Origin of the sequence: Secundilactobacillus oryzae JCM 18671, assembly GCF_000740055.1 — a bacterium.
Classification (GTDB): domain Bacteria; phylum Bacillota; class Bacilli; order Lactobacillales; family Lactobacillaceae; genus Secundilactobacillus; species Secundilactobacillus oryzae.
Map to the genome: position 1 here is coordinate 54,863 of NZ_BBJM01000006.1, position 12,275 is coordinate 67,137.

The window sequence follows — 12,275 nt, forward strand, 5'->3', positions numbered from 1 at the left end:
TACTATAACTTAGGTTCGTAAAAACGGCCCAAAATTTTGACGGTATCTGAAATACTGACAAACGCACTTGGATCTGATTCTTCCATTGCCTCTTCAAGTTCCGACATTTCATAACGAGAAATAACCGTAAAGAGAATTGTCTTGGTATCGTGATGATAGGCTCCCTCTGCATCATGGACGATCGTAATCCCCCGCCGAATATGATTTTGGACAGAATCGATCACCGTCTTAGGACGATCCGTAATAATCATCACCTGCATCCGTTGTTGACGGGTATAAACCATGTCCATAATTCGGGCATTAACCACCAATCCCAGTGCAGAATAAAAGGCATATGGCCAACCATATTCAAATCCAGCAGCGACCACGATAAAGGAGTTAAAAATAATATTAATCGTTCCGATAGAACGCCCCGTTTTACGACGAATGACGAGACCTAAAATATCAAGACCACCCGTCGAAATACCATTTTTCAGGGCAGTCCCTGTTCCAAATCCATTCACTGCCCCACCAAAAATCGCACAAATAATGGGATCTGACGTTAAATGAATCGGATTCAACCATTTCATCATTAAACTGGCCAATACAACCGAAATAATTGTAAAAATCGTGAAGTTTCGGCCAATCGAGCGCCAAGCCAACAAGAACAAAGGTAAATTCAACAGAACTAACCCTAGCGCCGTCGAAATCGTAAACGGAAATGAGTGACTAGACACCGTGGTCAGCAATTGTGCCAACCCCGTGATCCCAGAGGAATAAATATGCCCTGGCGTCCAGAAAAAATTCATCGCAATTGAAACTAAAATCGCATAAATAAATGCCGTTGATACTTTTGTAATTGATTGGTGTCGCCGAAGTAACTTTTGAACATCATCCATTTAAATCTTGCCCCCGTTATTTATCACTAATAGAATACCATTTTGTGACGGACTGAACCACCTGAAATCAGGACAAAAAAGGACGGACCAGCCAAGCTGGTCACGTCCTTTCGAGACAAATTAAATTTAATGTTTAATCTTCATCTGTTTTAGTGACAAACAAATCTAATTCTTGTAATTGCTTGTCTGAAACAGTTGATGGTGCTTCGGTCATTGGTTCAGTTGCCTTAGAGTTCTTAGGGAACGCAATCACATCACGAATGTTTTCACGACCAGCTAATAATCTAGCAAAACGGTCGAGACCGATTGCTAAACCGCCATGAGGTGGAAAACCGTAGTCAAGTGCATCTAGGAGGAAGCCAAATTGTTCTTGGGCCTTTTCTTTAGTGAAACCTAATGCCTTAAGCATCTTTTCTTGGATTTCACGAGTGTGAATACGGATTGAACCTCCACCCAATTCAAGACCATTCAAGATGATGTCATAACTTTGAGCGTAAGCCTTATGTGGATCTTCGCCTTCGTCAAGGTAGTGGACGTCTTCTTCGTTTGGCATAGTGAATGGATGGTGCGCTGCAACGTAACGCTTCAAGTCAACATCGTAGTGGAATAGTGGCCAGTTCACAACCCAGAGAAAGGCAAATTGAGATTCGTCAATCATGTTTTGTTCCTTGGCAATTGCCACACGCAAGTAACCCAATGTATCAGCCACAACGTTCTTGTTGTCAGCGGCAAAGAGAATTAAGTCGCCTACCTTGGCATCCATTGCAGTTAAGATTTGTTGGTTAATAGCTTCGTCTGTAAAGAATTTAGCGATTGGACCGTTGAAGCCCTCTTCAGTGACCTTTAACCAAGCTAATCCCTTAGCGCCAAAACGTTCAACGTATTGCGTGTAGCCATCAATGTCCTTACGTGAGTACTTATCAGCACCACCGGGAACGGCAATGGCCTTCACTTGGCCTCCATTTTCAATAACGTTTGAGAAGACCTTGAAGTCCACGTTCTTCATAATGTCAGACAGGTTCTTCAATTCCATACCGAAACGAACGTCGGGTTGGTCTGTACCGAAACGATCCATAGATTCGTCCCAGTCCATCCGTTGGAATGGTAACTTCACGTCAATGTCCAACGTGTCTTTCATAACCTTAGCAATCAAGCCTTCAGTTAAGTCCTGAATTTCTTCAGCAGTTAAGAAAGAAGTTTCCAAGTCGATTTGTGTAAATTCTGGTTGACGGTCACCACGCAAGTCTTCATCACGGAAACAACGTGCAATTTGGTAGTAACGGTCGAAACCAGAACCCATTAATAATTGCTTAAAAAGTTGTGGTGATTGTGGTAAAGCGTAGAAGTGGCCTGGGTATACTCGGGAAGGAACTAAGTAATCACGGGCACCTTCAGGCGTCGACTTCGTCAAGTTAGGCGTTTCGATATCTAAGAATCCTTCAGAATCCAAGTAACTATGAACTGATTGAGTGATCCGATTCCGAATTTTCAAACTTCTTTGCATTTCTGGACGACGCAAGTCCAAGTAGCGGTACTTCAAACGTAATTCGTCTGAGACATTGATGTCGTCTTGAATGTAAAATGGTGGGTTCTTAGCCTTGTTAAGCAGGTTGATTTCAGTCACACGAACTTCAATCTTACCCGTACGCATGTTGTTGTTAACTTCCTTTTCGGAACGACGAACAACTTGGCCTTTCACTTCAATGACATATTCGTTACGAAGTTGGTCAGCAACCGCCAAAGCGGATTCGCTGTATTCTTCACTGAAAACTAATTGGACGATACCTTCACGGTCACGAAGGTCAATGAAAATTAAACCACCGAGGTCACGACGCTTTTGTACCCATCCCTTTAACACAATTTCTTGATCCAAGTATTGCTCGTCAACTAGACCAGCATATGTTGTTCTTTTCATCATGATCAACAACTCCTATTTATTGAAATTTTGTTCTAGTGTTTCTTTAAAATGCTGCTTTACATCAGTTAATGACACGGAAACTTCTTCTCCAGTCGCCATCGACTTCAAATTAGCCGTTTGTGACTCAAGTTCGCTTTCCCCAATCGTCAACGTATACTTGGCGTTTAGTCGATCAGCGGTCTTAAATTGACCCTTCGGCTTGCGATCTAGATAATCACGATCACTGGAGAATCCAGCCTCTCGAATCGCCTGAACGATTGGTAAAGTCATTTGATTGGCTGCATCCCCGATACCCACAACGTAGACATCAAGGGCATCATCACTCATCATTGCAACTTCTTGATCTTCCAGCAACAGCAACAATCTTTCGAGACCTAAGCCAAACCCAACACCAGAAACCTCGGGTCCACCCAATTCTTCAACCAAACCATTATACCGACCACCGGCACAAATAGTGGTGTAACCATGACCTAAGGACTTCGATTGCGTCATCACTTCAAAAATGGTGTGATTATAGTAATCAAGTCCCCGTACCATCGTTGAATCTACAACGTAGTCAATGTTCAATTGATCAAGTTGCATCTTCACCGCTTCGAAATGTGCCTTCGCCTCATCAGTCAGATAATCCAAAATAGCTGGTGCATCTGCCACAAACTTTTGATCCTTTTCATCCTTACTGTCTAAAACGCGAAGTGGATTCTTGTGGAGTCGAACTTGAGAATCCTCACTCAACTCGTCAAAATGCGGTTCAAGGTAGTCAATCAACGCTTTGCGATAGGCATCCCGACTCTCTTTATCACCTAAAGTGTTCAAAGACAACTTCAAGTCAGAAACGCCCAACTTCTTAAAGAAAGCAATCGCCATTGCAATGACTTCCACATCTAAAACGGGTGAATCACTGCCAAACGCTTCAACACCCACTTGGTGAAACTCACGTTGCCGACCGGATTGTGGCCGTTCGTAACGAAACATTGGTCCCATGTAGTAAACCTTGTAAGGCTTATTAAATTCTGGACCAAATAGTTTATTCTCAACGAAGGCCCGAACGACCCCCGCAGTTCCCTCAGGACGAAGGGCAATATGCCGATCCCCCTTGTCCTTAAAATCGTACATTTCTTTAGTCACAATGTCTGATGTATCTCCAGAGGTTCTTGAAAACACCTCAAAATTTTCAAACATTGGTGTGCGAATTTCTTTATATTGATAAGTCTTAAAAAGTTCACGAGCAGTTGTTTCAACAAATTGCCACTTTTCAGATGCCCCAGGCAAAATATCAGCTGTTCCCTTTGGCTTTTGATAACGCATCACAATTCCCCTTTCTCAAATAAAAATAAAAAGCACCCCTGTCAATTAGACAAGGGTGCTGGCGCACGGTACCACCTTAAGTTTTCTTCAGGATAACGTCACAGACGAATAGCACTCGGCTATTAGCTTCAAAAGTGTCTTCAATTCATCCTTTGTGATGCCTTCGCAGCTACCGGCACTCTCTGACCACTTGGATGGACCTACTAATCTTTCTCATCAGCATTTTTTAACTAATTAATACAATAGTGAACTATCATCGGAAAGTCAAGGTAATCCTTAAATTTTCGGTTAGACAATTGGCATTACGACTGGTTTTACCTATAATAGAATTATTAATTAAAAGTGAGGATTACCTTTGAAACTACAAAAACAAAACTGGCGCTCTTGGGCCATTTGGGGTGGCGTCCTCATCGTTTTCATCGCGCTCGTCACCTCATTAATTTTTCAAAACAGCCTAGTCACACCGATTAGTAATGTGCGTGTGCACACGGGGCCCAATATTAACTATACGGTCACCGACACTTTGCCAAAGGGCCAACGGATACATGTCATGGCCAAACGTGACAATTGGTATAAGATTCGCTATAAAAATAAATCTGGTTGGGTTGCCAGCTGGCTAGTAAATCGCACTAACCACAAATTGAAAGCGACCCAATTATCCGAAGCTACTATCGTCTTGGATCCCGGCCATGGTGGCCACGATTCTGGTGCTTTATCCCAATCTAATCTGCAAGAAAAAACCTACACGTTGCAACAAGCTCAACAGGTTAAAAAGGCACTTCAACAATATGGCGTTCATGTCTTGATGACACGTGATGATGATGATTCGGTATCTTTGGGTGATCGTGCCGAATTGGCAACTGATAAACATGCTGATGCGTTTATCAGCTTCCATTACGACTCTAGCCCCGTAGCTAATCAAGCAACTGGATTTACAACCTACTTTTATCATTCCGACACTTCAAAAGCACTGGCAGAATCAATTAACTCTCATTTAACAGGACTGCCCCTCACCAACCGAGGTGTTGACTTTGGCAACTTCCTGGTTATCCGTGATAATTTACGTCCCGCAGTTTTACTCGAAATGGGTTATATCAACACAACCAAAGACTTCAAGCAAATTCGAAGCACGACCTACCAAAAGCAAGTTGCTCAAAAGATTGTTACTGGATTAAAAGCCTACTTTAAATCAAGTGCCAAATAAAATTTGGAGATGATTTTCATGGTTTCAGAAAAATGGTTTGCCCAATTACCCTTAAAACAGATAGAATCCGTCACACCGGTTTCAGGTGGCGATATTAACGAGGCCTTTCGCGTAGAAACAATCGACGCGACCTACTTTGTCCTACGCCAGCCCAATCACGACGCTTCGTTTTACGATCACGAAGTAGAAGGCTTGCACTTACTGAGTCAAGCTGCGCTAGTGCCTCAAGTGATTGGCTCGGGGACTATCGGAGACGACGCCTTTTTAATTTTAAACTGGATTAATACTGGTCACGGCTCACAACGAGATCTTGGCCACTTAGTTGCCACCGTCCACCAAGTTCATGCTGACCAATTCGGCTTCCATACTAATGTTACTAATGGTAAATTGCCGAAAATCAATACTTGGCAATCCGATTGGTTAACTTTTTACTTCAATCAACGGCTCGACGTCCTTGTCAACCGAGCTGAAGAACACGGCTTATGGAATGCTAACCGACAACATCATTTTGAACAATTCAAACCGCAATTCGAGCTGGAAAACGCTCATCGAACTATTCTGCCCAGCTTGCTACACGGGGATTTATGGTCAGGTAACTATCTCTTCACGGCGGATGGGCAACCCATGCTGATTGACCCGGATGTCTTTTACGGCGATCGTGAATTAGATCTGGCTATGACGACTATTTTTGGTGGCTTTGATGAAGACTTCTATGACGCCTACAATCAGGTCTACCCCATTGATCCTGGCTTTGAGGATCGGCTTCCTGGCTATCAGCTTTACTATCTACTGGCTCATCTGAATCTATTCGGAGAGTCCTATGGCGGTGCGGTAGACCGCATTTTAAGTCGTTACTAGTTTGCTAGTAGCGCTTTTTTTAGTTCTGCCATTTGGCTCACCCGTAAATCTGGTTGTCGATAGACTTTAATAAGATGATCCGGGTCAAACAGAATCGTTTGAATGCCTGCGTTTTTGCCAGCATCAACATCTAACTGACGGTCCCCAATCATGACAGTTTGATTCTGGTCTAGTTGATAAGTGAGACGTAACCACTCAATTCCCTCGGGATTTGGTTTGCGTTTGAAAGCCTGATCCTTCGTCACAACCCCTTCAAAATAATCACGCAACTCAAACTGGCTCAGTAAATCTAGTGCCAGGTGATCCCGATGTGTTTCGACGTAGTGATGCATCCCTGCTGCAGCGGTCGCGGCTAATAAATCAGCAAGGCCAGTAAACGGTTTTGCTGACTTAACAAGTTCGGCTTCATTGATGTGATAGAGTTGATCAAGTCGACTCTCACTTAAACCGTAAATTGCGGCAAACTTTTTAATAGCGGTCCCAACCGATTCCCGGCGCATGGTTGTGTAGATTGCCACTTCATCAATTTCAAATTCAGCAATCCCTGCCGCTTCCAATGCCTGGACAAAGGCACTCACCATTTTTGGATAGGTATCGAAAAGTGTGCCATCAAAATCCCAAATTAAATTTTTCATTATAAGTCTCCTTAAAAAATAGCACCGGTTAGCTTTCCCAACCGGTGCATTAATTATTTATGATCTGTATCAAAAATGATGGTAACTGGGCCGTCATTCACGAGAGAAACCTGCATATCGGCACCAAACTCACCCGTTTCAACTTGAAGTCCAGTTGCACGCATCGCCTCGTTGAACTGTTCGTAACATTGCTTTGCATGTTCTGGATTCCCAGCACCAGTAAAGCTGGGACGATTACCCTTCCGCGTATCAGCAAATAAGGTAAATTGTGAAATCGACAGAATCGCGCCGCCAATATCTTCAATAGAGCGATTCATCTTGCCGTCTTCATCACTAAAAACTCGCAACTTTGAAATTTTATGAACCAGGTACTTAATTTCTTCCTGACCATCTGTATCGCTCGCCCCCACCAATAGCATAAAACCTGCATTGATTTGACCGTGGACCTTACCATCAATTTCGACGGCAGCTTTTGAGACGCGTTGTAAGACAATTTTCAAAAACTAACACTCCTTCAAATTACCTAAATGGCCGCTTAACCACATAAATATCACGAACATTTCTGATATGGTCCATGATTAAGTTTAAATGTTCCAAGTTTCGAACCCCGAGTGAAATAGAAATCGTGACCATTCGATTATGGTCCACTTTTCCATTGATTGAGGTCAACGACTTGGTGCTGTTATTAACAGTCTTGAGAACTTCATTTAATAAGCCATTTCGGTTATAGCCTTGAACTTCCAGATTGGCGCTGTATTGATTTTTGGCATTACCATCGGTATTCCAGTAAACTTCTACGAGTCGTTCACCGTTTTCCTCTGATTTTTGAACGTTAGGACAATCAACTCGATGAACTGATACACCGCGTCCTTTCGTAATGTAGCCCACAATGTCGTCACCTGGAATAGGAGAACAACAATGACTCAGACGAACAAGCAGATTATCGACCCCTTCAATCACAACTCCTTCAGGAGAATGAGAGCGCTTCTTGACCTTTTGTGGTCCCTTGTCGTCACTGGAAATCGTTTGATGCTCCTCGAGTAACTGACGCTCCTCGTTTCGTTGCCGTTCTTCTTCGGCTTCGTGACGAACATCGGCCGTCAATCGGTTGGCAACACCAACTGGTTGCACATCCCCAAAACCAATTGCTGCAAACAAATCATCGACTTGATGGAAATGTAATTTTGCCGCAACCTTTTCCAACTGTTCTTTGGTCATAATTTGCTTTGGATCATACTTAAATTCGCGGAGTTGGTGGGCAATCATATCCCGTCCAGTTTCCACGTTTTCTGCCCGATCATTTTGACGGAAGAACTGCTTAATTTTGTTTCGCGCTCGCCGAGTTGAAACCAGGTTCAACCAATCACGATTAGGTCCGGTTGAGCTAGATGACGACTTGATGTCAACAATATCACCATTTTTAATTTGCGAATCCAAGGGCACGATTTTACCGTTAATGGTTGCACCAGTGGTATGATTCCCAATCTCAGTATGAATTGAGTATGCCATATCCAACGGACCAGCACCCTTTGGCAGTTCCAACACGTCTCCCTTAGGCGTAAACGCATAAACATGATCCCCAAAGAGTTCACCCTTAACGCTATCCATGAATTCGTCCGCGTTTTCAGAATCTTCCTGGATTTCGATGAGTTGTTTGAACCAATTAAGCTTGTTACCCGTTTGGTTGAATTCAACTTTGTCCGTTTTGCCTTCTTTGTAGGCCCAGTGTGCGGCCACACCAAATTCAGCAACTTCATGCATCTGTTGCGTTCTAATTTGGACTTCAAGGGGCTTTCCTTCAGGTCCAATTACGGTCGTATGCAAGGATTGATACATGTTCGCTTTTGGCATCGCAATGTAGTCCTTAAAACGACCTGGCATTGGCTTCCATTGTGAATGAATGGCACCCAATACCGCGTAACAATCCTTAATTGAGTCCACAATGACCCGAATAGCTAATAGGTCGTAAATTTGACTGAACTGCTTATGCTGATCCTTCATTTTGCGATAAATAGAATAGATATGCTTAGGACGACCATAGATATCCACTTTTAAATCAAGGTCAGAAATGGCATCCTTGATTTCCCCAATTGCTAGCGAAATGTAAGACTCTCGTTGATCACGCCGCGAATTCATCAAATGTACAATTCGATAGTATTGCTGTGGGTTTAAATAGCGCAGTGAGATATCTTCTAGTTCCCATTTAATTGTGCTGATACCTAAGCGATCAGCAAGTGGCGCATAGATTTCTAACGTTTCGTTAGCAATCCGTCGTTGCTTATCCGGCCGTAGGTGTACCAACGTCCGCATATTATGTAACCGATCAGCCAGTTTAACAATCATGACTCGGATATCCTTAGACATCGCTAAAAGAAGCTTCCGGTGATTTTCTGCCAGTTGCTCACGATTTGATTTATATTTAATTTTACCTAGCTTAGTCACGCCATCAACGATGAGCGCAATATCATCGCCAAATAACTCACGAAGATCCTCAATCGTTGCTCCGGTGTCCTCAACCACATCATGCAAGAAACCCGCTGAAACAGTTTCTGGATCCATTCTCAAGTTAGCTAGAATGCCAGCCACTTGGATGGGATGCACAATATAAGCTTCACCGGACTGGCGAAACTGATCTTGATGTGCGATCGACGCAAATCGGCAAGCCTTCTTAACCAATTCTACGTGATCTTTATTCATATATTCAGAAACAGCTGCAAGAACTGACTCGGCTGTCCATAGTTCTTCTTTAGGAATGATATCCACCTCGTCCTATCAATCGTTCAACTACTTAACCGGACTTTCCTTACCATACACCATGTAAGAAATGCCTAGATATACTAGTGCAAAAATATAACTATATTTCGGATAAAATAACCAGTTACCAATTAAAAAGCAAACTGGCCAAGCAAATAACCAAATGCCATTATACGGCAGTGGTTTAATCAGCTTACCGACCCAAGCAGACCAAAAACCATTTACGACAAGCAGAAATAAGCCGAAACGCCAAGCTGGATTAAGACTAACCAGTTCAACGACAAAGGGCAACAAAATGCCTAGGATTAAACTAATGCTCAAAATAAATTGCCATCGGTATCGATCCAATAATTCGTTCATAAAGTCACTCAATTCGTTTAATTGTTGCCTTATTCTATCATTTTTATCCACAATAATACATAACTCTTGTTAAATTTGAGCGCCCAGCTCAGTGATCACCGATACGGCAGACAGAAAGTAGAGTGGTGCCGTCTCCGTACGCATAATCCGAGGACCCAGCCCAACCTTTGTACCATTGAACCCTTCAAGTAACTCAATTTCTGCTGGGGAAATACCACCTTCAGGTCCAGTCACAACCGCTAATTGGTCACCGTTTTGTAAGTCATTTAATTCGGTCACCAAAGCAGATTTTTCACCGGCCTTGGCAGATTCTTCATAGGCCACCAGGAGTTTGCCAGAATAGGCGTTTAAAATTGTCTCCAGCTTTTTTTCAAAAGTGACTTCCGGTACCCGAGTTCGATGGGACTGTTCTGCCGCTCCTGTTGCAATCTTAGCCAAGCGTTCAAGCTTGTTGGCCACACGATTCGACTTCCACTGGGCTACGGACCAGTCCGCCTGAAAGAAAATTAATCTGGTTGCCCCTAACTCAGTTGCCTTTTGGACAATCCATTCCGCTTTATCTTGCTTTGGTAATCCCATAATCAATGTCACATCAACTGGTAATTCACTATGGGACTCAAGTTGTTGCACAATCTTTACACTGGCCGTTTCTTCTGACTGCAATTTCCCTAGGAATAGCTGACCATTTTGATCAACCAGTTCCGCTTCGGCCCCTACCGTTGCCCGCATCACTCTAATCCAGTGCTTCGCAACTGATTGCTCAAGTTCAATTTGCTGATTGACTTCAAGTGTTTGCTTTAAAAAATAGCGTTGCATTAGTCGTCATCCCCTGGTTTTTGGGCGATAATGCCGTACCAATCACCCATCTTTAAGGTTTGCCGGATCTTAAAGCCTTGCTTTTCTTGCGCGGCGACCACTTCATCAAATTTCTTATTGATAATACCGGAAGTCAAAAAGTACCCATTTTCAGGTAATAAATCCCAAGCCTGCAGAACCAATGGCAAAATAATTTCAGCCAGGATATTGGCCACAATAATTTGGGCACCTTCTTCAATGCCGTTTAATAAGTCATTAGCGGCAACTTGAATGTCTTTTGCTACCGGATTTAGGTCCAGATTACTTTGAGCTGCCTTAACGGCAACCTCGTCCAGGTCATAGGCCCGAACGTCACCAACGCCTAGCTGCTTAGCACCGATACTCAAAACACCTGAGCCAGTTCCCACATCAATCATGCTTTCGCCACCGCGAACTACCGTTTCCAATGCCATCAGCGATAGCTTAGTTGTTGGATGTGTTCCCGTACCAAACGCCATGCCCGGATCTAAAACAATTAACTTCTCGTCGGTTACCGTGGTATCATACTTTTCCCAACTTGGCACAACAGTTAAGAACCGCGTAACGCGAACTGGATGATAATACTTCTTCCACGCAGTTGCCCAGTCACTCTCGGCAACTTCCTTTGTCTCTACTTGATAGTTGCCGGGGTTAAGACCAAATTCGCGCAGTTGTCCCAAGCGTTGCTTAATCGTAGGCAAAATTTCTGGAATAAAAATGGTTTCTGGATAATAGGCGGTAATTTTAGCACCAGAATTCAAATGATCAATATCAGCCTTCTTGATATAACCACTTAATTCACCAAATTTACCATCTTCAAGATTATCAAAGTCCTTAGCATCATCAATTTTAACTCCTGATGCGCCTTCGTCCATCAATATATTAGAAACGGGTTCAACTACTTCACTGGTTGTTGTCACTTCAATTTCAGTCCATTTCATCACGTCATACCTCCACTTTATTTTATAAGAAAAGCGCATCCGCTTCTAGGATACGCTTCTTACTCGTTGCCTTCTCGCACCTCAATATGAGGCTCTAAGTAAGCTAACAATTCATTTTCATTTTTGAACACCCGAGGATGTTTTTGTTTATGCAGTCTCAAGTCGATTTCGGTAATGCGTTGTCGTCCAGTCCACGTGTGAGTGTACCTCACAATAACCCGATTATTAAATGCGTCCTTGCCAAACTTCAAAACATAAACGCTCTCTGGCGCCATCAGCGGCCGAATGTATGATTTTTGATAACGCAATCCTTGATTCCGCAAATATTGTTTTGTCCGGTTTAACACGGTTAACACCTCCTAATCTAATGCTATGACTAACACGTTATTAATTTGCTTTCATTAATTTCCTATACAAATTAACAATTCTACTCAAGTCCGGTACCAAAGTCAACATTCATTTGTGCTGAATTTAACTCTCGTCCTCGTCAGTTTGAAGTACAGCCATGAAGGCAGCTTATAGTATCAAACATTCCAGTTTAATCTAGTTTGTTCTAACCTATTCTAGGGTGGCATGGTTGGCACTCTT

12 protein-coding genes are annotated in these 12,275 nt (G+C 43.0%); 2 read left to right on the forward strand and 10 right to left on the reverse strand.

All coding sequences use genetic code 11. The annotated features are described in order from the left end of the window. Nucleotides 1-2: 2 nt before the first annotated feature. The 3 genes from LOSG293_RS02760 to hisS form a co-directional block, all read right to left on the reverse strand. Nucleotides 3-878, reverse strand: coding sequence for a YitT family protein (locus LOSG293_RS02760; RefSeq protein ID WP_034526759.1), 876 nt, complete (start codon nucleotides 876-878; stop codon nucleotides 3-5). A gap of 133 nt (nucleotides 879-1,011) precedes the next feature. After that, complete coding sequence (gene aspS, locus LOSG293_RS02765; RefSeq protein WP_034526779.1) at nucleotides 1,012-2,793, reverse strand: aspartate--tRNA ligase; 1,782 nt, start codon at nucleotides 2,791-2,793, stop codon at nucleotides 1,012-1,014. Between the two features lie 15 nt (nucleotides 2,794-2,808). After that, nucleotides 2,809-4,101 (reverse strand): histidine--tRNA ligase, encoded by a 1,293-nt coding sequence (gene hisS / locus LOSG293_RS02770; protein ID WP_034526761.1) that lies wholly within the window; start codon nucleotides 4,099-4,101, stop codon nucleotides 2,809-2,811. Between the two features lie 355 nt (nucleotides 4,102-4,456). Here hisS and LOSG293_RS02775 point away from each other — a divergent pair, with 355 nt between their 5' ends. Together LOSG293_RS02775 and LOSG293_RS02780 are read left to right on the forward strand one after the other, a co-directional pair. Continuing rightward, nucleotides 4,457-5,305, forward strand: coding sequence for an N-acetylmuramoyl-L-alanine amidase family protein (locus tag LOSG293_RS02775; protein ID WP_034526762.1), 849 nt, complete (start codon nucleotides 4,457-4,459; stop codon nucleotides 5,303-5,305). 18 nt (nucleotides 5,306-5,323) lie between these two features. Next, nucleotides 5,324-6,163: a fructosamine kinase family protein gene (locus LOSG293_RS02780; RefSeq protein WP_081919866.1), complete on the forward strand. Its 840-nt coding sequence runs from the start codon at nucleotides 5,324-5,326 to the stop codon at nucleotides 6,161-6,163. On the opposite strand, the gene LOSG293_RS02785 is transcribed toward LOSG293_RS02780, so the two are convergent. From LOSG293_RS02785 to LOSG293_RS02815, 7 genes are read right to left on the reverse strand one after another with little or no spacing between them, the layout of a single operon-like run. Continuing rightward, nucleotides 6,160-6,798 (reverse strand): HAD-IA family hydrolase, encoded by a 639-nt coding sequence (locus LOSG293_RS02785; protein WP_235786787.1) that lies wholly within the window; start codon nucleotides 6,796-6,798, stop codon nucleotides 6,160-6,162. The two genes, LOSG293_RS02780 and LOSG293_RS02785, sit on opposite strands and share 4 nt — an antisense overlap. Before the next feature lie 53 nt (nucleotides 6,799-6,851). After that, nucleotides 6,852-7,298 carry a D-aminoacyl-tRNA deacylase gene (gene dtd, locus LOSG293_RS02790; protein ID WP_034526764.1) on the reverse strand — a complete coding sequence of 149 codons (447 nt, stop codon included), beginning with the start codon at nucleotides 7,296-7,298 and terminating at the stop codon, nucleotides 6,852-6,854. Between the two features lie 19 nt (nucleotides 7,299-7,317). After that, entirely contained in the window at nucleotides 7,318-9,552 is a 2,235-nt protein-coding gene (locus tag LOSG293_RS02795) for a RelA/SpoT family protein (RefSeq protein ID WP_034526784.1), read from the reverse strand. 30 nt (nucleotides 9,553-9,582) lie between these two features. Next, nucleotides 9,583-9,963: a hypothetical protein gene (locus LOSG293_RS02800; protein ID WP_152551078.1), complete on the reverse strand. Its 381-nt coding sequence runs from the start codon at nucleotides 9,961-9,963 to the stop codon at nucleotides 9,583-9,585. An 18-nt stretch (nucleotides 9,964-9,981) separates the two neighbouring features. Continuing rightward, nucleotides 9,982-10,728: a 16S rRNA (uracil(1498)-N(3))-methyltransferase gene (locus LOSG293_RS02805; RefSeq protein WP_034526766.1), complete on the reverse strand. Its 747-nt coding sequence runs from the start codon at nucleotides 10,726-10,728 to the stop codon at nucleotides 9,982-9,984. Further along, the gene (gene prmA / locus LOSG293_RS02810; RefSeq protein ID WP_034526767.1) at nucleotides 10,728-11,687 is read right to left on the reverse strand and encodes a 50S ribosomal protein L11 methyltransferase; all 960 of its coding nucleotides are present in this window, start codon (nucleotides 11,685-11,687) and stop codon (nucleotides 10,728-10,730) included. The genes LOSG293_RS02805 and prmA overlap by 1 nt, the downstream gene beginning before the upstream one ends. A 59-nt stretch (nucleotides 11,688-11,746) precedes the next feature. Beyond that, the gene (locus LOSG293_RS02815) at nucleotides 11,747-12,034 is read right to left on the reverse strand and encodes a hypothetical protein (RefSeq protein WP_051907175.1); all 288 of its coding nucleotides are present in this window, start codon (nucleotides 12,032-12,034) and stop codon (nucleotides 11,747-11,749) included. Between the last annotated feature and the right edge of the window lie 241 nt (nucleotides 12,035-12,275).